Origin of the sequence: uncultured Polaribacter sp. (assembly GCF_947501385.1) — a bacterium.
Taxonomy (GTDB): Bacteria; Bacteroidota; Bacteroidia; order Flavobacteriales; family Flavobacteriaceae; genus Polaribacter.
The window spans coordinates 1-20,854 of the sequence record NZ_CANMVP010000038.1 but is presented as its reverse complement, the minus strand read 5'-3'; the positions used below and the strand labels follow the sequence as shown (position 1 = coordinate 20,854).

General features: G+C 31.7%; 18 protein-coding genes. 15 read left to right on the top strand and 3 right to left on the bottom strand.

Features of this window, described 5'->3' with window-relative positions; genetic code table 11:
* Positions 1 to 96 precede the first annotated feature (96 nt).
* The 12 genes from Q0998_RS17870 to Q0998_RS17815 all read left to right on the top strand — a co-directional run bounded on the left by Q0998_RS17870 (position 97) and on the right by Q0998_RS17815 (position 14,505).
* On the top strand, positions 97 to 762 hold the full coding sequence (locus Q0998_RS17870; RefSeq protein WP_299672360.1) for a metal-dependent transcriptional regulator: 666 nt from the start codon (positions 97 to 99) through the stop codon (positions 760 to 762).
* Positions 763 to 784: 22 nt separating this feature from the next.
* Complete coding sequence (locus Q0998_RS17865) at positions 785 to 1,621, top strand: ZIP family metal transporter (protein WP_299672358.1); 837 nt, start codon at positions 785 to 787, stop codon at positions 1,619 to 1,621.
* A gap of 340 nt (positions 1,622 to 1,961) precedes the next feature.
* The gene (locus Q0998_RS17860) at positions 1,962 to 5,108 is read left to right on the top strand and encodes an exodeoxyribonuclease V subunit beta (protein ID WP_299672356.1); all 3,147 of its coding nucleotides are present in this window, start codon (positions 1,962 to 1,964) and stop codon (positions 5,106 to 5,108) included.
* Positions 5,109 to 5,156: 48 nt separating this feature from the next.
* Positions 5,157 to 6,350 carry a glycine C-acetyltransferase gene (gene kbl, locus Q0998_RS17855; RefSeq protein ID WP_299672354.1) on the top strand — a complete coding sequence of 398 codons (1,194 nt, stop codon included), beginning with the start codon at positions 5,157 to 5,159 and terminating at the stop codon, positions 6,348 to 6,350.
* Between the two features lie 117 nt (positions 6,351 to 6,467).
* Positions 6,468 to 7,826: an OmpA family protein gene (locus tag Q0998_RS17850; protein ID WP_299672352.1), complete on the top strand. Its 1,359-nt coding sequence runs from the start codon at positions 6,468 to 6,470 to the stop codon at positions 7,824 to 7,826.
* A gap of 176 nt (positions 7,827 to 8,002) precedes the next feature.
* Positions 8,003 to 9,514, top strand: coding sequence for a F0F1 ATP synthase subunit beta (gene atpD, locus Q0998_RS17845; protein WP_299672350.1), 1,512 nt, complete (start codon positions 8,003 to 8,005; stop codon positions 9,512 to 9,514).
* 98 nt (positions 9,515 to 9,612) lie between these two features.
* Positions 9,613 to 9,906, top strand: a complete 294-nt coding sequence (locus Q0998_RS17840) for a hypothetical protein (protein WP_299672348.1) — start codon at positions 9,613 to 9,615, stop codon at positions 9,904 to 9,906.
* A 315-nt stretch (positions 9,907 to 10,221) separates the two neighbouring features.
* Positions 10,222 to 10,839 (top strand): hypothetical protein, encoded by a 618-nt coding sequence (locus tag Q0998_RS17835; protein WP_299672346.1) that lies wholly within the window; start codon positions 10,222 to 10,224, stop codon positions 10,837 to 10,839.
* 726 nt (positions 10,840 to 11,565) lie between these two features.
* Positions 11,566 to 12,210 carry an ATP-binding protein gene (locus Q0998_RS17830; protein ID WP_366943677.1) on the top strand — a complete coding sequence of 215 codons (645 nt, stop codon included), beginning with the start codon at positions 11,566 to 11,568 and terminating at the stop codon, positions 12,208 to 12,210.
* Positions 12,207 to 12,851, top strand: coding sequence for a response regulator transcription factor (locus tag Q0998_RS17825; RefSeq protein ID WP_299672342.1), 645 nt, complete (start codon positions 12,207 to 12,209; stop codon positions 12,849 to 12,851). Before Q0998_RS17830 ends, Q0998_RS17825 begins: the two co-directional genes overlap by 4 nt.
* Before the next feature lie 20 nt (positions 12,852 to 12,871).
* A complete protein-coding gene (rbfA, locus tag Q0998_RS17820; protein WP_299672340.1) occupies positions 12,872 to 13,267 on the top strand; it encodes a 30S ribosome-binding factor RbfA in 396 nt (131 codons plus the stop codon).
* Positions 13,268 to 13,377: 110 nt separating this feature from the next.
* Positions 13,378 to 14,505 (top strand): FtsX-like permease family protein, encoded by a 1,128-nt coding sequence (locus Q0998_RS17815; protein WP_366943676.1) that lies wholly within the window; start codon positions 13,378 to 13,380, stop codon positions 14,503 to 14,505.
* Between the two features lies 1 nt (position 14,506).
* Here Q0998_RS17815 and dusB read toward each other — a convergent pair whose 3' ends face one another.
* The 3 genes from dusB to Q0998_RS17800 all read right to left on the bottom strand — a co-directional run bounded on the left by dusB (position 14,507) and on the right by Q0998_RS17800 (position 17,355).
* Complete coding sequence (gene dusB, locus Q0998_RS17810; protein WP_299672336.1) at positions 14,507 to 15,505, bottom strand: tRNA dihydrouridine synthase DusB; 999 nt, start codon at positions 15,503 to 15,505, stop codon at positions 14,507 to 14,509.
* Between the two features lie 91 nt (positions 15,506 to 15,596).
* Complete coding sequence (locus Q0998_RS17805) at positions 15,597 to 15,980, bottom strand: DUF4345 domain-containing protein (protein WP_299672328.1); 384 nt, start codon at positions 15,978 to 15,980, stop codon at positions 15,597 to 15,599.
* Between the two features lie 151 nt (positions 15,981 to 16,131).
* Complete coding sequence (locus Q0998_RS17800) at positions 16,132 to 17,355, bottom strand: M28 family peptidase (protein ID WP_299672326.1); 1,224 nt, start codon at positions 17,353 to 17,355, stop codon at positions 16,132 to 16,134.
* A 43-nt stretch (positions 17,356 to 17,398) separates the two neighbouring features.
* Between Q0998_RS17800 and Q0998_RS17795 the strand changes: the two genes are divergently transcribed.
* The 3 genes from Q0998_RS17795 to lepA all read left to right on the top strand — a co-directional run bounded on the left by Q0998_RS17795 (position 17,399) and on the right by lepA (position 20,695).
* Entirely contained in the window at positions 17,399 to 18,496 is a 1,098-nt protein-coding gene (locus Q0998_RS17795) for a hypothetical protein (protein WP_299672324.1), read from the top strand.
* 15 nt (positions 18,497 to 18,511) lie between these two features.
* The gene (locus Q0998_RS17790) at positions 18,512 to 18,787 is read left to right on the top strand and encodes an EF-hand domain-containing protein (RefSeq protein WP_299672322.1); all 276 of its coding nucleotides are present in this window, start codon (positions 18,512 to 18,514) and stop codon (positions 18,785 to 18,787) included.
* Positions 18,788 to 18,898: 111 nt separating this feature from the next.
* Entirely contained in the window at positions 18,899 to 20,695 is a 1,797-nt protein-coding gene (lepA, locus tag Q0998_RS17785) for a translation elongation factor 4 (RefSeq protein ID WP_299672320.1), read from the top strand.
* Positions 20,696 to 20,854 lie beyond the last annotated feature (159 nt).

Below are 20,854 nucleotides of genomic sequence, written 5' to 3'. Positions count from 1 at the left end.
TATTTTTGACAAATATAAATAAATTTTTAGACTTGTCTAAAAATTTATTTTATTATAAATAAAAAGTATATATTTGCAACACTAAATACCTATCAAATGTTTACGCTTTCTGAGGAAAATTATTTAAAAACTATTTATCATTTAGAAGTAGATACAGATCAAGGAATCAGTACAAATGCTATTGCAAAAAAGTTAGCAACAAAAGCTTCTTCTGTAACAGATATGATAAAAAAACTATCTGATAAAAAAGTAATTGTTTATAAAAAATACAAAGGAGTAACGTTAACCGAATTAGGAAATAAAACAGCCGCAAATGTGGTTCGAAAACACCGATTGTGGGAAGTTTTTTTAGTTGAAAAATTAAATTTTTCTTGGGATGAAGTACATGATGTTGCTGAACAGTTAGAACATATTAAATCGTCTAAGCTCATCAATCAATTGGATGCTTTTTTAGGATTTCCAACACACGATCCTCATGGAGATCCAATTCCAGATAAAGATGGAAACTTAAAAACAATTGAAAAAAGGTTGTTAGCTACTTTATCTAAAAATGAAAGTGGTATTTGTATTGGTGTAGACGATTCTTCATCAGAATTTTTACAATTTTTAGACAAAAAAGGCATCACGTTAGGTAAGAAAATAACCATTTTAGAAAAAGAAGAGTTTGACAATTCTTTATCTATTTTAATTGGAGAAAAAAAATTATCAATCTCAAATAAAATAGCAAACAATTTATATATTAAAGCCCATAATGGGCATTAGATAAAATAAACAAAATAACATTATGAGTATTTTTGATCAATTAGTAGAATTCGCAAAAGAAAACCCTATTTGGGCTGCATTGTATGCTTCACTTTTTACTTGGGGTTTAACTGCATTGGGCGCCGCTTTGGTTTTCTTTTTTAAAAAAGCAAACAGAGCCGTTTTAGATGGAATGCTAGGTTTTACAGGAGGTGTAATGGTTGCTGCCAGTTTTTGGAGTTTGTTAGCACCAGCAATAGAAAACAGTCCTGGTGAAGGTTTTTTAAAAGTTTTGCCAGCTGCTATTGGTTTTGGTTTGGGAGCTTTATCGCTTTTTGGAATGGATAAAATTTTACCGCATTTACACATCAATTTTAAAGAAAGTGAAGCTGAAGGTGTAAAAACGGAGTGGCACAAAACAACCTTATTGGTTTTAGCAATTACCTTGCATAACATTCCTGAAGGTTTAGCGGTTGGCGTTTTGTTTGGAGCAGCATCAACCTTGGTGGGCGTAGAGCAAACAGAAATGATTATTGCCGCAATTTCTTTGGCAATTGGTATCGGGATTCAGAATTTTCCAGAAGGTTTTGCAGTTGCCATGCCTTTAAGAAGACAAGGGGTTAGTCGATTAAAAAGTTTTTGGTACGGACAATTGTCTGCAGTGGTAGAACCAGTTGCTGCAGTTTTAGGAGCTTTGGCAGTATCATTTTTTACGCCAATTTTACCCTATGCCTTGGCTTTTGCAGCAGGAGCAATGATTTTTGTGGTTGTAGAAGAAGTAATACCAGAAACACAAAGAGACAAATACACAGATATTGCCACACTCGGCTTTATTGGCGGATTTATAGTAATGATGTCTTTAGATGTTGGACTTGGATAAAAGCCCATCTTAATCTTCCCGAAGGGAAGAAACACTCTTATGTTCTCACTCGCATATTAATCATTCTGGTAAACTATGAATCTCTGTGATTTCTCAGTAAAACGCTGTGGAATAACTTTTTTCCGCACTCATCTGTATAATCTGTGAAATTCGTGTATTTTTTTATCTCTGCGAATCTCTGTGATTTCTCAGCGAAACTCTGTGGAATAACTTTTTTCCGCACTCATCTGTATAATCTGTGAAATTTGTGTATTTTTTTATCTCTGCGAATCTCTGTAATTTCTTTGCGAATCTCTGTGTAATAAACTAAATTCGTACAATTCGTTTTTAAAAATAAATTGTGCAACAACCATCAACTTTTCAAGTATATAATGCTTCAGCAGGAAGCGGAAAAACTTTCACCTTAGTTAAAGAATATCTAAAAGTCTTATTAACTTCAGAAGATATTTTTGCTTTTCAAAAGGTTTTGGCAATTACGTTTACCAACAAAGCAGCTGGCGAAATGAAAGAACGTGTGTTGTTTAGTTTAGAGGAATTTTCTGAAGGAAATAGCACAGATATTTACCCAAAAATTCTTGAGGAAACAACCTTAGATGCCGCAACAATTCAAGAACGAAGCAAGAAAATTTTAAACGCAATTCTTCAAAATTATTCTGCTTTTTCAATCACTACAATCGACAGTTTTACGCATAAAATTATTAAAAACTTTGCCCATGATTTGGGTTTGTCTCTCAATTTTGAAGTAGAGATGGATGCAATTGCTCTTTTAAATGAAGCGGTAGATCTGCTGATTTCTAAAATTGGAACCGATAAAAAACTCACCAACCTTTTAATTGCCTATTCTTTAGATAAAACAGATGATGATACATCTTGGGATATTTCTAAAGATCTCAATGATTTTGCCAGAGTATTATTAAATGAAGATGACGTGCAACATTTTAGAAAACTGGCAGATAAAGAATTAGACGATTTTTTCGAGCTTAAAAAAAAGCTTCAGAAATCAAATAGCAAAATTGAGAAAGATTATAAAATATTAGCAGAGGAAGTTTTAAAGTTTATTAATGATAATGGAGTTGCCATTTCCGATTTTGGTTATGCGGGAGAATACCCAAAACATTTTCAAAAACTGGGAAAATTAAAATTTCTAAAAAGCGAAGATTTGAAATTTGATGGTCGTTTAAATAAAACCATAGAAGAGTCTAAAAATCTCTACGCAGCAAAAACAGATGCAAATATTAAAGATACTATTGATGCAATTTCAGAAAATTTAAGAGATTATTACTACCAATCTAAAGATTTATACAATGCAACTTTTTCTCTGTATTTATTAAATAAAATTACTTTAAAAAGTATTATTCCGTTGGCGGTTTTAAATCATATTAATGCTGAACTAAATACAATTAAAGAAGAGAATAACATTCGATTAAATGCAGAATTTAATCAATTAATTTCAGACAATATCAAAGACCAACCTGCACCTTTTATTTATGAGAGGATTGGGCAACGGTTTCAGCATTATTTTATAGATGAAATGCAGGATACTTCTGTGCTGCAATGGCAAAACTTAATTCCTTTAATAGACAATGCACTCGCACAAGAATATAGTAATTTATTGCTGGTTGGCGATGGCAAACAAGCTATCTATAGATGGCGTGGAGGAAAAGCAGAACAGTTTATCGCTTTAGGTTCAAATGAAGAAAATCCGTTTCATGTCAAAAAAGATATCAGAAATTTAGAAACTAATTATAGAAGCTATTCAGAAATTATTAATTTTAATAACTCTTTCTTTCAACATACTTCGAACTTTCTTCAAAATGAGGCTTATAAAAAGCTGTTTTTTGAAGGAAATACGCAATTAGAAAATGCTAAAAAAGGAGGTTATGTATCGCTGTCTTTTTTAGATAAAGAAGAGGAAAAGGAAGATGAGAAAGTAAAATATCCAAAGAAAGTTTTAGAGAAAATAAATGAATTAAAAGAAGATTTTTACCTAAATGAAATTTGTGTTTTAACAAGAACAAAAAAAGACGGAATTGCAGTGGCAGATTATTTATCAGAAAATGGCGTTTCTATCATTTCTTCAGAAACATTGTTGTTGAATAACAACGTTAAAATTCAATTTATCATTGCTATTTTACAAATCATTCAGAATGCAAACGATGAAGAGAAAAGGTTTGAAGTTTTATATTTCCTCTACAAACATTTAAAAGTAACAGCCCCAAAACATCAATTTTTTAAAAAGTATATAAAATCTACAAATTCATTAATTTTTGAAGATTTAAAATCTTATGGAGTTACTTTTAATTTTGTAGTCTTTCAGCAAGTTCCTTTTTACGAGAAAATCGAAGAAATCATTAGAGGTTTTAATTTGGTGGCTTCTTCTGATGCATATGTGCAATTTTTCTTAGATGTTGTTTTAGAGCAACAAAGAAAAGCAACTGATATTGGTGAGTTTTTAGAATTTTGGGAACTCAAAAAAGACACGTTGAGCATTGTGGCATCCGAAAATTCAGAAGCAGTTCAAGTCATGACCATTCATAAATCGAAAGGGTTAGAATTTCCTGTGGTTATTTTTCCTTGTGATGTAGATGTATATAGACAAATGAATCCTAAAATTTGGTTTGATGCTTTGCCAGAAACATATCAATTTCAGGAGCTTTTAATTGATTTCAAGAAAGATATCAGTTTAATCAATGCAAGAGGATTAGAAATTTACAATCAGCAAAGAGCAGCGTTAGAATTAGATAATTTTAACCTTTTATATGTTGCATTAACAAGAGCCGTAGCACAATTACATATAATTACAGAAAAGAAAATTTCTGCGAAAGGAGTAGAGAATGTGAATTATTATTCTGGTATTTTTATCAATTATTTAAAAGAACAAAACCTTTGGCAAGAAGATCTTTTAGAGTATTCTTTCGGTAATAAAAATAGGTTTCATAAAAAGGAAGAAGAAACTGATTCAACAGAAATTCATCAGAAATTCATTTCAACTCCTTGGCAAGAACACAATATTGTATTGTTGGCAAGTGCTTCAAAACTATGGAATACAGAACAAGGAAAAGCCATTGATTTTGGGAATTTATTTCATGAAATATTATCTAAAATTATTACAAACACAGAGGTTGATGGCATTATAGCACAATATCATCAACAAGGTTTTATAGATGAACATCAATTTGTTTCAATAAAAAACACCATCAATTCTGTGGTAAATCACCCAGATTTAACAACTTACTTTTCAGAAGAAGTAACCGTTTTTAATGAAAGAGAAATTGTAGATGTAGACAACCAAATTATCATTCCAGATAGATTGGTATTTAATGCTAAAAATGAAGTTACCATAATCGATTATAAGACCGGAAATCCTTCGAAGGAATACCATCAGCAATTGTTAACGTATGAAAGAGTTTTAAAATCGATGAATTTTGTCATTGCTAAAAAAATCTTAATATATATCAATGATAAAATTGCTGTTGTTGAAGTATAAACAAAGAAAATAAACTTTGTAACTTTGTATTTCTTAAATCAATAAAAAATGTACGGTAAAATTAAAGATACTTTAAAGAAAGAACTTCAAGAAATAAAAGAGGCAGGCTTGTATAAATCTGAAAGAATAATTACTTCTTCTCAAGATGCAATTATTAAAATTTCTACAGGTGAAGAAGTAATCAACTTTTGTTCGAATAATTATTTAGGATTGTCAAATCATCCAGAAGTAATTCAAGCAGCAAAAGATACATTAGATTCGCATGGTTTCGGAATGTCTTCCGTAAGATTTATTTGTGGAACTCAAGATATCCACAAACAATTGGAAGAGAAAATTGCAGAATTCTACACAACAGAAGATACTATTTTATATGCTGCTTGTTTTGATGCAAATGGCGGCGTTTTTGAACCACTATTAACAAAAGAAGACGCTATTATTTCAGACAGTTTAAATCATGCTTCTATTATAGACGGAGTTCGCTTGTGTAAATCTGGCCGTTACCGTTATAATAATAACGATATGACTTCTCTAGAAGAACAACTAATTGAAGCGAATAAACAAAATCACCGATTCAAAATTATAGTTACAGACGGTGTTTTTTCTATGGATGGAATTGTCGCTAAATTAGATGAAATTTGTGATTTAGCCGATAAATACGATGCATTGGTAATGGTTGATGAATGTCATGCTACAGGTTTTATAGGGAAAACAGGTCGTGGAACGGTTGAGCTTAAAAATGTAATGAATAGAGTAGATATTGTAACAGGAACTTTAGGAAAAGCTCTAGGAGGTGCAATGGGTGGTTATACCACAGGTAAAAAAGAGATCATAGAAATATTACGTCAGCGTTCTAGACCTTATTTGTTTTCTAACTCTTTAGCACCAGCAATTGTAGGAGCTTCTTTAAAGGTATTTGATTTAATTGCAGATGATACCTCTTTGAGAGACAAATTAGAGTGGAATACAAACTACTTTAGAACAGAAATGGAAAAAGCAGGATTCGATTTGGTGGGTGCAGATGCAGCAATCGTTCCTGTGATGTTATATGATGCGAAGCTTTCGCAGACGATGGCAAATAAATTATTAGAAGAAGGTATTTATGTCATTGGTTTTTTCTTTCCAGTGGTTCCTAAAGAGAAGGCTAGAATTCGAGTACAACTGTCTGCCGCTCATGAAAAAGAGCACTTAGATAAAGCAATTTCTGCATTTAAAAAAGTGGGAAAAGAATTAAAAATTATATAGACAGGACTAAAAAAACTTGTATTTTTTTTAACTTTTTACGGATTTATCTTTGTAGATAAGTTTTAAGAACTTACTTTTGTCCTTAAAATAATGAACTTTTAATTTAAAAATTTGATAATGAAACAATTAAAATTAGCTGTGATAGCTTTGTTTGCGTTGGTAACAGTTAGCAACGTGAGTGCACAAGATGAGAATAACCCTTGGGTTGTTGGGTTTGGTTTAAACGTAGTAGATTTCTATAACGGAGATGACTTTAGTGACCAAATTAAAGATTTATTAGGAAATAGCGATTGGAATGTTCTACCTTCTATCTCTAGAATTTCTGTAGACAAGTATTTAAACAAAGGATTTTCTTTGCAATTAGCAGGTTCTTTAAACAAAATTGAAACTGTAGTAGCAGAAAATGATTCTGATTTTCTTTATTATGCAATTGATGCAATTGTAAAGTATGATTTAAATAACTTAGTAGGTGAAACTGCTTGGTTTGATCCTTATGTGTATTTAGGTGGTGGTTATACTTCAGTTGATTCAAGTGGAGAAGCAATGTTAAACGTAGGTTTAGGTTTTAATACTTGGTTTAATGATAACTTAGGTTTAAACTTTCAAACAGGAACTAAAAAAGGTTTTTCTGATAATGTAAGAGCACATTACCAGACTTCTTTAGGTTTAGTTATTAAATTTGGAGGAAAAGATACTGACGGAGACGGTGTATTTGATAAAGATGATGCTTGTCCAGAGGTAGCTGGTTTAAAAGAATTCAACGGTTGTCCTGATGCTGATGGCGATGGAATCAAAGATTCTGATGATGCTTGTCCTTTTGTAGCTGGTTTAGCTTCTATGAACGGTTGTCCTGATGCTGATGGTGATGGAGTAGCGGACAAAGATGATATGTGTCCTAATGAAAAAGGAACAAAAGCGAACAAAGGTTGTCCTGATACTGATGGTGATGGAGTAATCAATAAAAATGATAAATGTCCTAGCGTAGCAGGTCCTGTTTCTAATGATGGTTGTCCTTGGGCAGATACTGACGGTGACGGAGTTTTAGACAAAGACGATAAATGTATTACTGTTGCTGGACCAGCATCTAATATGGGATGTCCTAAACCAGTAATTACTGTAGAAGATGAAAATTTCTTAACTGAATATGCGAAAGCAATTTTGTTTAACACTAACAAAGCAACTTTTAAAGCGGGTGTTACTTCTAAGTTAAATGATATGGTAAGAGTAATGAGCAATAATCCAGAGGCTAATTTTGTAATTGAAGGACATACAGATAGTGATGGTACTGCACCATACAACTTGAAATTGTCTGAAAGAAGAGCAATGGCCGTTAGAGATTACTTAGTAGCACAAGGTATTAATACTACTAGATTAGAAGCTATCGGTTACGGAGAAGGTGATCCAATTGCAACAAACAAAACAAGAGCAGGTAAAGCTCAGAATAGAAGAGTAATTGTAAAAGTTACTAACAAATAATAATTCTTAGAATTATAGTAGAAAGCCTCACCATTTTGGTGAGGCTTTTTTTATGCAAATTATCGTTGAGTTTTAAATAAAAAACTTTTTTAATTACAACCAAAAGAATTACCTTTGCATGCTGAAAATGAGATGGTAAATCTCAAAATATAAATAATAATTATAATTAGATACAGATGTCTACAACAACAGGAAAAGTTTCTCAAATTATTGGCCCAGTAATTGATGTTGAATTCAATACAGAAAATACTGAACTTCCTAAAATATATGACTCATTAGAAATTAAAAAAGCTGATGGTTCTATTTTAGTATTAGAAGTACAACAACATATTGGTGAGGATACAGTTAGAACCATTTCTATGGACGCTACTGATGGATTAAGCAGAGGTGCTGAAGTTTTAGCAACAGGAAGTCCTATTCAAATGCCAATTGGTAACGATATTTATGGTCGTTTATTCAACGTTACTGGAGATGCTATTGATGGTCTTGGAAATTTACCTAAAGTTGGTAAAGACGGTTTATCAATACATAGATCTGCACCAAAATTTGAAGACTTATCTGTTTCTACAGAAGTTCTATTTACAGGAATTAAGGTAATCGATTTAATTGAACCCTATGCAAAAGGAGGTAAAATTGGTCTATTTGGAGGAGCAGGAGTAGGTAAAACTGTTTTAATTCAAGAATTAATTAACAACATCGCAAAAGGACATGGTGGTTTATCAGTTTTTGCAGGAGTTGGTGAAAGAACTCGTGAAGGAAATGATTTACTTCGTGAAATGTTAGAATCTGGAATTATAAAATACGGAGACGATTTTATGCATTCTATGGAAGAAGGCGGATGGGATTTATCTAAAGTAGATAAGCCAGGAATGAGAGATTCTAAAGCAACTTTTGTTTTTGGACAAATGAATGAGCCACCTGGAGCACGTGCACGTGTTGCCTTGTCTGGTTTAACAATTGCTGAATACTTTAGAGACGGAGCAGGAGATAGCCAAGGAAAAGATGTTCTTTTCTTTGTAGATAATATTTTCCGTTTTACACAAGCAGGTTCTGAGGTTTCTGCTTTATTAGGTCGTATGCCTTCTGCAGTAGGTTACCAACCAACATTAGCAACAGAAATGGGTGCAATGCAAGAACGTATTACATCCACTAAAAAAGGTTCTATTACTTCTGTACAAGCGGTTTACGTACCTGCAGATGATTTAACAGATCCAGCACCAGCAACTACATTTGCGCATTTAGATGCCACTACAGTATTGTCTCGTAAAATTGCTGAATTAGGTATCTACCCTGCAGTAGATCCTTTAGATTCTACTTCAAGAATTTTATCTGCTGCCATTTTAGGTGATGAGCATTATAACACGGCAACTGCTGTAAAAGAATTATTACAACGTTATAAAGAATTACAAGATATTATTGCGATTCTAGGAATGGAAGAATTGTCTGAAGAAGATAAATTAGTGGTTCATAGAGCAAGACGTGTACAACGTTTCTTATCTCAACCATTCCATGTTGCGGAACAATTTACAGGAATACCTGGAGTTTTAGTAGATATTAAAGACACTATTAAAGGCTTTAATATGATTATGGATGGTGAATTGGATAAATATCCTGAAGCTGCATTTAACTTAAGAGGATCCATTCAAGATGCAATTGATGCTGGAGAGAAAATGTTAGCTGAGGCATAACATAAGCTAATATTGAACTTGTTTCAGTATCTCAAAAATTAAGAAATGTATTAATAAAGTTCCTGAAACAAGTTCAGGATAGTTAAACAAGTTTAACAATGTTTTTAGAAATTGTAACACCAGAAGCTGTATTATTCTCATCAGAAGTTGATTCATTTTCAGCGCCTGGTTCAGATGGTGAGTTTCAAATATTAGACAATCACGCTCCTATCGTTTCTATATTAAAGGAAGGTATCGTAAAGATTCATGTTCATAGTCAAGATCATTTAAAATTAGATGATTTACATGGTAAATTAGAAGCTGAGATAGATGATGATAGAATTTTAACTTTAGCTATCAATTCAGGAACTTTAGAGCTGAATGATAACAAGGCTATTATTTTAGCAGATTAAGCTTTCATCATAAACTTATTAAAAACCTCAAAACATTTTGTTTTGAGGTTTTTTGCGTTATTAAAATTTCTTTCAATTGAGAAAGATACTTTCAGCAATTTTCCCTAGAATAACTAATCTGTCAAAAGTCGTATTTTTTATGTTATACTTCAAGAGTTGAAACCCTTATTGTTCTACAGGAAAACCACTTATTAATTTTTTTTAAATTAAATTTAAATAACTGTAATTTAGTTTTTTAAGGTGTTTTATTTGAACCCTTTTTTGTTTCGAAGTAAAAAATTGTATTTTGTAAGATATTAATCTAACTTTTTTCTGATGAAAACTTTAAATGGATTTTCGCTATTATTTATATTTTTAATGATTGTAGTAAGCAGTTGTAAAACGGAGTGTAATCATCACGAACATATTAAAATAGATAATTCAAGGCCTTCCAACGCAATTACGTACAATGAGATGGCAAGGATGTTTCATCAATATGATATAGGTCAAAAAAAAGTGTTAGATGCGTATAGAAAAAGATTTAGTAATGGCAAAGATTCTATAGAAACTATTGCTCATTTCTATGAGATACATCAGTTAAAACAGTATATCGCTTATTTAGAGAAATTATCTAAAGAAAAAGATATTGAATTGACAGGCATACAAATTTTTTCTGCGGCATATCCTGAAAATTATAAATTAGACACGACGTTAAGTGGAAGGCAATCTTTAATCTTTATGCCAACAGCAAATATCAATGGTAAAAATACAGCCTATGAACCCTTATATTCTAAAAAAGGACAACCAATTCCTTTTACAAAATTCTTAAATAAGTTTAGTAGCAGAGAAACGAAACAAGTAATGCGGGCTTCTTTTTTTTCATTTTTTAGCGAGAATGAAGATGAATTGGAAAGTTCTGGAACCAATAGGTTAAAACCAAGTCCACCGATGTAATATGTTATTTAATATTGTATATCTATTCATGTCTCTATCAGTATTAATGTATACTGTATTCTATTTTAAACATACGTTTGAGATAGATTTAAAATATTTTGCCACCTACTTGATTTTTTTGTTTGTTTTTGAAATGATAGCAGGTTATATTTTAAGCATAGGAAAAGGAAATTTATACCTCTATAACATACTTACTTTTTTTGAGTTTAATTTTCTTTTTTTATTTTTAAAAGGATTATTATTGTCCACATCAGGTCAAAAAAATGTATTTTATATTATGTATGTGTTTAATATCATTTATATTTTTTCTAGTTTTTATATAGATAGCTATATTTTAAATTACAATACAGTGGCTTCGATTACAGGGAGTATTTTAATCACTGTTGTTCTTTTTTTCTTTTTTAAAGAACTCTTAAACTCCAATAAAATTTTAAACTATAAAAAGACACTTTCTTTTTGGATTGTATTTGGGCTTTTAGTTTATTATTTGGGAACAATACCAATTATTACGATCATAAACCAGATGAAAAATATTTCTAAACAAGAAGTGGTTGGTTTATTTAATATTCAAATTGCATTGTCAATGTTTATGTATAGTTGTTTTATATTCGGAGGTTTATGGAGTCAGAGGAAAGTCAGATAATACTTTTTGCAACAACTATAATTATTGTTTTAGTTGTTTTTTTTAGTATTCTATTGTTTAGTATTTTTCAGAAAAGGAAAAATATGCTATTAAAAGAGCAGGAAGAAAATAAAAAACGTTTTGAACGCGAAATTGCAGAAACTCAAATAGAAATTCGAGAAGAAACGCTTCGAAATATTAGCTGGGAGTTGCATGACAACATCGGGCAATTACTAACATTGGCTAAAATTCAGCTACAAAATGCAACTGCAAATACTATAGAAGAAGTTTCAGAAACTATTTCTAAAGGACTTACTGAGGTGAGAGCATTGTCTAAATTGATTAATCCTGAAGCTATAAAGAATATCAATTTAAAAGAAGCTATTCAGCTAGAAATAGATCGGTTTAATAGATTGAATTTTATAAAATCTACTTTAAGTATTACGGGCGAAGAGCAAAAAATTAACGAGAAATCTACCATTATCATTTTTAGAATATTGCAAGAATTCTTTGCGAACACAATAAAGCATTCGAAAGCTTCCCATTTAAATGTTTTTCTACATTTTAGTGAACAGCAACTAGAAATAACAGCAAAAGATGATGGAGTTGGTTTTTTAACTTCGGAAAATATATCTAATGGAATTGGATTAGAAAATATTAAAAATAGAGCAAAATTAATTGGTGCGACTGCCGTTTTTCAATCAGAAAAAAACAAGGGAACCTCATTAAAAATAGTATATAAATTATGATAAAATATTCAGTTGTTATTGTAGATGATCATATATTGCTTTCTCAAGCAATAGCTGGTATGGTAGATGGTTTTAGCAAGTTTAAAGTTTTGTATACTTGTAAAAATGGACAAGAATTGGTAGATAAGTTTTCTGAATCGCCAAAATTTATCCCAAATGTTGTTTTAATGGACATCAATATGCCCATAATGAACGGAATTGAAACGACAGCGTGGATTACAGAAAACCACTCGGGTGTAAATGTCATGGCGCTTTCTGTAGAAGACGAAGATGCTACCATTTTAAAAATGCTAAAAGTAGGTGCCATTGGTTATTTATTAAAAGATACAGAAAAAGCCACTTTAGAAAAAGCATTGTTAGAAATTGTAGAAAATGGTTTTTATCACACAAAAAACGTGACGAATTTATTAATGAAATCTATTGCTGGAAATAGAACTGAAGAAATTGTTCTAAAAGAAAGAGAAATTACTTTTATGAAATATGCCTGTACAGAACTCACGTACAAAGAAATTGCAGATAAAATGTGTTTAAGTCCGAAAACCATCGATGGTTATAGAGATGTATTATTTACAAAACTACATGTTAGAAATAGAGTTGGTCTTGTTATGTACGCTATAAAAAATAAGATTTATACTCCATAAAAAAAGTGTAAATTTGCGCTATGGAAGAAACAAACAGACAGCGTAAAATTGCAGGAGTTTTACAAAAAGATTTGGTAGATGTTTTGCAAAAAGCAGCACAAGATGGTATGAAAGGAGTTATTATCTCTGTATCTAAAGTGCATGTAACTTCAGATTTGGGTGTCGCAAAAGTGTATTTGAGTATTTTTCCTTCCGTGGAAAGAGATGAAATAGTGAAGGGAATACAATCTAATACGCCTTTAATTCGTCATGAAATGGCAAAAAGAACCCGTAACCAATTAAGAAGAATGCCAGAATTGTTATTTTTTGGAGATGACACTTTAGATTATATAGAAGAAATTGACAAGTCTTTAAAAGGTGATGATGACAACCCAATTCAAAATCCTGATGTCTTACCGAAACGTCAAAAAAGATAAATCATTAAAATATCCTATCGAGTATAGACGAGATTATGGGTTTTCCTTACTACATCGCAAAAAGATATTTATTTTCTAAAACTAGCAACAATGCTATAAATATCATTACTATGATAGCTTCATTTGGGGTAATTGTAGGGGCGCTCGCTTTGTTTGTTATTCTCTCTGGTTTTTCTGGCTTAAGAACCTTTAGTTATAGTTTATTAGATGTTTCAGATCCCGATATAAAGATTACCACTACAGTAGGTAAATCTTTTTTTATTACCGAAACCTTACAACAAAAATTACAAACTAATACTTCAATAAAAGAAAGTACTAAAGTTATTGAAGAACGCGTTTTCTTAGAATTTAATGAGAAAAATGAAATCGCTTTTATAAAAGGTGTAGAAGAAAATTATACAAATATTTCTAAAATAGACTCTTCATTAAGTGTGGGTACTTGGCTTCAAAAAGATTTTGAGAACACAGCAGTTATAGGAAGAGGCATTTCAAATAAACTTTCATTAGGGATTTTAAGTTATAGTGAACCTTTAAAAATAATGATTCCTAAACCTGGTAAAGGGTTTATAAATCCTAGAAATCCTTTTTACAGTATTGAAACACAAATTGTAGGCGTGTATTTAGGAACCGAAGAATTTGAAAGTAAATTTGTATTTACCTCTATAGAACAAGCTAGAGATTTACTTCGTTTTAAAGAAAATCAAGTAACTGGAATTGAGCTAAGGTTGAATGATATTGAAGATTCAAATGAAGTTGCAGCAAATTTACAAACAGCATTAGGCACTGATTTTAAAGTGCAAACCAAAGAGCAATTAAACGAAGTTTTTTATAAAGTAATAAATACCGAAAATTTTGTTTCGTATTTGATTTTTACCTTAATCGTTATCATCGCACTGTTCAATGTTATCGGGGCAATAATTATGATGATTATTGATAAAAAACAAAACCTAAAAACTTTATTCAATTTAGGCGCAACGATTAAAGAAATAAAGAAAATTTTTATTTTTCAAGGTTTTTTATTAACTTTTTTCGGGATGTGTGTCGGGTTAGTTTTAGGAGTAATTTTGGTTTTTCTACAAAAGGAATTTAGTTTGTTTATGATTGTGCCAAATTTAGCCTATCCTGTAGAATTTAAATTTTCTAACCTTTTAATTGTGTTTTGTACAATTACAGTCTTAGGTTTTATCGCAGCAAAAATTGCGAGTAGTAGAATTTCTGAAGCGTTTATAGAAAAATAAATTAATACTGAGGAATAATAGTATTCCCAAATTTTTCTTCCACTTCATTAAAAGCATTAAATACATCTTTTGGGTCGTCTGAAGTAACCATTTTAGTTCTGTATTCTTTAAAATGTGGAATCCCTTTAAAGTAATTCGTATAATGCCTTCTGGTTTCCACAACACCCAAACGTTCCCCTTTCCAATCAATTGCCATTTGCAAGTGTCTTCGAGCCATTTCTGTACGTTGTACAATGGTAGGTTTTGGCAAATGTTCACCCGTTTTAAAAAAGTGTTTTACTTCTTTAAAAAACCAAGGATAACCAATAGAAGCTCTTCCAATCATAGCGCCATCTAAACCATATTCATCACGCATTTTCATTGCTCTTTCTGGTGTGGTAATATCTCCATTTCCAAAAACAGGAATGTGCATTCTTTGATTGTTCTTAACTTCAGCAATCGGTTTCCAATCAGCATCACCTTTGTACATTTGCGCACGTGTTCTACCATGAATCGCAATGGCTTTACAGCCTACGTCTTGTAAACGTTCTGCAACTTCTACAATTCTAATTGAATCATGATCCCAGCCCAAACGTGTTTTTACAGTAATTGGCAAATGGGTGTGTTTTACCATGGCTTCTGTAAGTGAAATCATTAAATCGATGTCTTTTAAAATTCCTGCGCCAGCACCTTTTGAAACTACTTTTTTAACAGGACAACCAAAATTGATATCTATAATATCTGGATTGGATTTTTCTACAATTTCAATTGTCTTCAACATCGAATCTAGGTTGGCTCCAAAAATTTGAATTCCAACAGGTCTTTCTTTTTCGTAAATATCTAATTTGAGAATACTTTTTGCTGCATCCCGAATTAAACCTTCCGAAGAAATAAATTCTGTATACACAACATCTGCACCATTTTCTTTGCATAAAGCTCTAAAAGGCGGGTCAGAAACATCTTCCATCGGTGCTAATAATAATGGAAAGTCAGGAAGCTCTATGTTGTCTATTTTTACCAAAACAAATTAATTTTTTGCAAAATTAGTGTTTTCCTGCAAGGTTTCAAAAGACCTTGTAGGTATTTAATTTCTTATATTTTAAAGGAGGTAATTATCGGAGTTTTCTCAGAACCCAAATTCCGTAGCAACCTAAAAATAATTCTGCAAAAGTCCCAAAAATGTAGTTGAAAGTTGGTGCTCCATCAATAAAAATGCTCAACACTCTTCCAAAACCTAAACCCAACATAAAAATAATATTTGTACCAATGGCCATTTTTAAATACTGATTTTTAAAAACACCAAGAATCCAAAGAATAGAAAAACCTAAATACAACCCCATAATGGCTTTAAAAAAATTATGTTCATCTATGGTTTGTAGTTGAATATCAAATTTTAAGGACGGATTGAATCCATAGACAAAAGAAACAGGAATTACAATACAGACAGAAATAATTAGATGTATTTTGTTGATGAAATCTTGTTTTGTTTTTATCATAATTTGTTTCGAATTCTATAAAAGTACTGTCAGCTTTAGATTCTTTAGTCGTTCCTCTTCTAAATGACAAAAAATGATGAAATCATTTTTCAAGTCCTTCCTGAAGCTTGTATTGAGCGAAGTCGAAATAGGAAGGATTTAGGATGGGATTTTAAAAGTTAATCTCTTTTTCAACTTCTTTCTCAGCTCTTTTTACAATTACTTTTGTTGTATCTCCTTTGTCAAAAACAGACAAAGCACGCATATAACTCATCATGTTTGTCACCAGACTATCACCTAGTTTAATCACAATATCGCCTTTTTGCAAGCCCGCTTTTTGTGCGGGTTTGTCTTCAGAAATTCCATCAATTCGCATTCCTTTTCCATCAAATAAATAATCTGGAATTACACCTAAACCTACTTTAAATCTTGGTGTTTCTTCGCTTTCATTTTTTGTTTTTCTGAAAGGTAATTTGCCGTTATCATCTAAATCAGAAATAATGTTAAAAATATAGTCAGAGATTAAATTCATTCCATTATAATTCAATTTTTCTGAATCGTCACCAGGTTTGTGATAATCTTCATGCTGACCCGTAAAAAAATGCAATACAGGAATATCAGCTAAATAAAAAGAAGTATGATCGCTTGGTCCAACTCCAGATTCTTGCTGAATTAACTTAAAATTGTTGTTATGAGATTTTAAAACTTGCTTAAAAATCGGCGAAGTTCCTGTTCCATAAACCGCTAAAGAACTGTCTTTTTTCATTCTTCCAACCATATCCATATTTATCATATAAGATATTTTTTTAGTATCAATTGTTGGGTTTTTCACAAAATAATTGGAACCTAAAAGTCCCATTTCTTCTCCAGAAAAAGCCATAAACAAATAATTATTCTCAGTGTTTTTTTTTCTTAATTTTGTGGCTAAATTTAATAAAATAGCAACGCCTGAAGCATTGTCATCTGCACCATTATGAACTGCCTTTATAGAATCTCTGTACAAAGAACCTTCGCCGCCAAAACCTAAATGATCATAATGCGCTCCAATAACTACGGTGTTTTCTGCATTGTTATCTATAAAGCCTAAAACGTTATTTCCTGTGATAGTTCCATCACCATTTACGTCAAATTTCACTTTGTCATGCGGATTTGTTTTTGGTTTAAAGGTAAATGGCTGTAAAAAACTAGAAGTTCCTTTTGGTTGTAGTTTTAATTCTTTAAAACGTTCAGCAATATAGTCTGCAGCTTTTTTTTCGCCTTCGGTTCCTGTTTGTCTTCCCTCTAAAGCGTCAGAAGCTAAAAATGCAACGTCTTCTTTAATTCGGTTTTCTTGGTTTATTTCTGGTTTACAAGAAATTAAAATGCTCAAAAAGATAAAAAATAGGACGTTTTTCATAATGATAATATTATTTTTGTAAAGTTAATTAATAAATAAGAAAATGAGAATTGTTTACCTAATTGTATTTGTAATGATATGTATATCATGTAAAAACGAAAAAAAAGGGACAGAAATAAAGACAACAGAAAGAATTGTCGCAAAAGACTCTTTAATCTATCCAGAAGAAGTGCATTTTAAAAGTATCAAACAAGTAACTTTTGGTGGCGATAATGCGGAAGCATATTGGAGTTTTGACGACAAGCAATTGGTATTTCAATCCAACTATACAAATTGGAATGTAAGCTGTGATCAGATGTTTTTAATGAATGTCGACGAGGATTTTAAAGACAAAATGCCACCAATGATTTCTACTGGAAAAGGGCGTACAACCTGCGCGTATTTTTTACCAGATAACAAACATATTATTTATGCATCTACACATTTAGTGGATGACAATTGTCCGGACGTTCCACTTCGTAAAAACGGAAAATACATTTGGCCTGTGTATGATAGTTTCGACATTTTTGTTGCCGATTTAGAAGGGAACATTGTAAAACAATTAACAAATGAAAAAGGCTACGATGCAGAACCAACCGTTTCACCAAAAGGAGATAAAATAGTTTTTACATCAACCAGAAGTGGAGATTTGGAACTGTATACCATGAATATTGATGGTTCTGATGTACAGCAAATTACTGATGAATTGGGTTATGACGGCGGCGCATTTTTCTCTCCAGATGGAACAAAAATTATCTTCCGTTCTTCAAGACCAAAAACACCGGAAGCAATAAAAGCATACAAAGATTTATTGGCAGAAGGTTTGGTAGAACCTACAGAAATGGAGCTTTATATATGTAATGCAGATGGTTCTGAATTGCGTCAATTAACAGATTTAGGAAATGCAAATTGGAGTCCGTTTTTTCACCCTTCAGGAAAGAAAATATTATTTTCATCTAACTTTGAAGCAGAAAGAGGTTTTCCTTTCAATTTATATCTGATAGATTTAGACGGTAAAAATTTAGAAAGAGTAACACATGGAGAAACTTTTGATGCGTTTCCTGTATTTTCTAACGATGGTAAAAAACTAGCCTTCTCTTCAAATAGAAATAATGGAGGTGGTAGAGATACCAACTTATTTATTGCAGAATGGCAAAATTAATATTAAAAAAATAATATGGGAGCAAAAGAAAATATTTTAAGAAAAATTAGAATTTTAATCACCAATCAGTTTGATTCGCCAGAAGAAGCTTTTCAATTTTTTGACTCAGACAAAGATGGCAGGTTAAATAAATCTGAAATTAAAAAAATGCTAAGAGATGCTGAAATCAGTGGTTTTTTATCAGGAATTGTAGCCAACGAATTATTGAAAGGATACGATAAAAATAGTGATGATACCATTAATTGGGAAGAGTTTAAAGTAGCCATTTCAGAATTAGAAAGAGATTTGTAAATTCACCATAAATTTAAAGAAAAGTACAATGAATTTCATTGTACTTTTTTTATTTGACAAGGTTTGTAAATAGCATACCTTTGTCAACTGAAAGTAGTTAGAAAACGAAGCATGAAGAACATAAGAAACTTTTGCATTATCGCACATATAGATCATGGTAAAAGTACATTAGCAGATAGATTGTTAGATTTTACAGGATCTGTAACTGCACGTGAACAGAAAGCCCAATTATTGGATAGTATGGATTTGGAACGCGAACGTGGAATTACCATAAAATCGCATGCCATTCAGATGGATTATACGCACAATGGTGAGCAATATGTTTTAAACTTAATAGACACTCCAGGTCACGTAGATTTCTCTTATGAAGTTTCTCGTTCTATTGCAGCATGTGAAGGCGCTTTACTAATTGTAGACGCGGCACAAAGCATACAAGCACAAACAATTTCTAATCTATATTTAGCTTTAGAAAACGATTTAGAAATTATACCCGTTTTAAATAAAGTAGATTTACCTTCTGCAAATCCAGAAGAAGTAACAGACGATATTGTAGATTTATTAGGATGTGATCCTGAAGAAGTAATTCACGCAAGTGGAAAAACAGGTTTTGGAGTTGATAAAATTATAGAAGCAATTATTAATAGAGTTCCTGCTCCAATAGGAGATGTTGATGCACCGTTACAAGCCCTAATTTTCGATTCTGTTTACAATTCTTACAGAGGCATTGAAACCTATTTTAGAGTTTTAAATGGAGAAATCAAAAAAGGACAGCGTATTAAATTTATGGCAACTAACAATGAGTATTTTGCTGATGAAGTAGGTACTTTAAAACTAGAACAAGTTGTTAGAAAATCTGTTAAAGCAGGTGATGTTGGGTATTTAATTACAGGAATTAAAACCGCAAAAGAAGTAAAAGTAGGAGATACCATTACAGACGCTGTACACCCAACTACAGAAATTATAGATGGTTTTGAAGATGTAAAACCCATGGTTTTTGCAGGAATATACCCAGTAGATACAGAAGATTACGAAGAGTTGCGGAACTCTATGGAAAAATTACAATTAAACGATGCTTCATTGGTTTTTGCTCCAGAAAGTTCTGCGGCATTGGGGTTTGGTTTTCGTTGTGGATTTTTGGGGATGTTACACATGGAAATTATTCAAGAACGTTTAGAACGTGAGTTTAATATGACTGTGATTACAACAGTTCCCAACGTTTCTTACCACGCATATACTAAGAAAAATCCTAATGAGCTTGTGCTATTAAATAACCCTACAGATTTACCAGATCCATCTAGGTTAGATAGAGTAGAAGAGCCATTTATTAAAGCAAGTATTATTACAAAGTCAGATTTTGTAGGACAAGTAATGAGTTTGTGTATCGAAAAACGTGGCGAAATTACCAATCAGACCTATTTAACCACAGAAAGAGTTGAATTAACCTTTGACATGCCTTTGGCAGAAATAGTATTCGATTTTTACGATCGATTAAAAACCGTTTCTAAAGGATATGCTTCTTTCGATTATTCTCCGATTGGTATGAGAGAATCGAAATTAGTACGTGTAGACATTTTATTAAACGGATCGCCAGTAGATGCACTTTCTGCATTATTACATGCAGACAATGCCTATTCAATTGGGAAGAAAATAGTAGAGAAATTAAAAGAACTCATACCAAGACAACAGTTCGATATTCCTATTCAAGCTGCTATTGGCGCAAAAATAATTGCGCGTGAAACTACCAAAGCACTCCGTAAAGATGTTACCGCAAAATGTTATGGTGGAGATATTTCTCGTAAACGTAAACTGTTAGAAAAGCAGAAAAAGGGAAAGAAAAGAATGCGTCAAGTGGGGAATGTAGAAATTCCACAAGAAGCATTTATGGCGGTTTTAAAGTTGAATGATTAATCTTTTTGAGAGAAGAGAAACAAGATAATAGAATATAGACAATAACCTTTTTGAGAAATCAAGAAGGTTTTTATTTGAAGCGATTTCCAGCTTTCACTACTCGCTTTTTTTATTCAGAAAAAGAATAAAAAAGAGCTCAAACAGACCGTTCAATCTGGG

Coding starts and splice junctions, on each gene's coding strand:
- Q0998_RS17865 (WP_299672358.1), top strand. CDS start 785: ATGAGTATTTTTGATCAATTAGTAGAATTCGCAAAAGAAAACCCTATT.
- Q0998_RS17800 (WP_299672326.1), bottom strand. CDS start 17,355: ATGAAAAACGTCCTATTTTTTATCTTTTTGAGCATTTTAATTTCTTGT.
- Q0998_RS17840 (WP_299672348.1), top strand. CDS start 9,613: ATGTTTTTAGAAATTGTAACACCAGAAGCTGTATTATTCTCATCAGAA.
- Q0998_RS17795 (WP_299672324.1), top strand. CDS start 17,399: ATGAGAATTGTTTACCTAATTGTATTTGTAATGATATGTATATCATGT.
- rbfA (WP_299672340.1), top strand. CDS start 12,872: ATGGAAGAAACAAACAGACAGCGTAAAATTGCAGGAGTTTTACAAAAA.
- atpD (WP_299672350.1), top strand. CDS start 8,003: ATGTCTACAACAACAGGAAAAGTTTCTCAAATTATTGGCCCAGTAATT.
- Q0998_RS17815 (WP_366943676.1), top strand. CDS start 13,378: ATGATAGCTTCATTTGGGGTAATTGTAGGGGCGCTCGCTTTGTTTGTT.
- kbl (WP_299672354.1), top strand. CDS start 5,157: ATGTACGGTAAAATTAAAGATACTTTAAAGAAAGAACTTCAAGAAATA.
- Q0998_RS17835 (WP_299672346.1), top strand. CDS start 10,222: ATGAAAACTTTAAATGGATTTTCGCTATTATTTATATTTTTAATGATT.
- Q0998_RS17825 (WP_299672342.1), top strand. CDS start 12,207: ATGATAAAATATTCAGTTGTTATTGTAGATGATCATATATTGCTTTCT.
- lepA (WP_299672320.1), top strand. CDS start 18,899: ATGAAGAACATAAGAAACTTTTGCATTATCGCACATATAGATCATGGT.
- Q0998_RS17830 (WP_366943677.1), top strand. CDS start 11,566: ATGCTATTAAAAGAGCAGGAAGAAAATAAAAAACGTTTTGAACGCGAA.
- Q0998_RS17790 (WP_299672322.1), top strand. CDS start 18,512: ATGGGAGCAAAAGAAAATATTTTAAGAAAAATTAGAATTTTAATCACC.
- Q0998_RS17805 (WP_299672328.1), bottom strand. CDS start 15,980: ATGATAAAAACAAAACAAGATTTCATCAACAAAATACATCTAATTATT.
- Q0998_RS17870 (WP_299672360.1), top strand. CDS start 97: ATGTTTACGCTTTCTGAGGAAAATTATTTAAAAACTATTTATCATTTA.
- Q0998_RS17850 (WP_299672352.1), top strand. CDS start 6,468: ATGAAACAATTAAAATTAGCTGTGATAGCTTTGTTTGCGTTGGTAACA.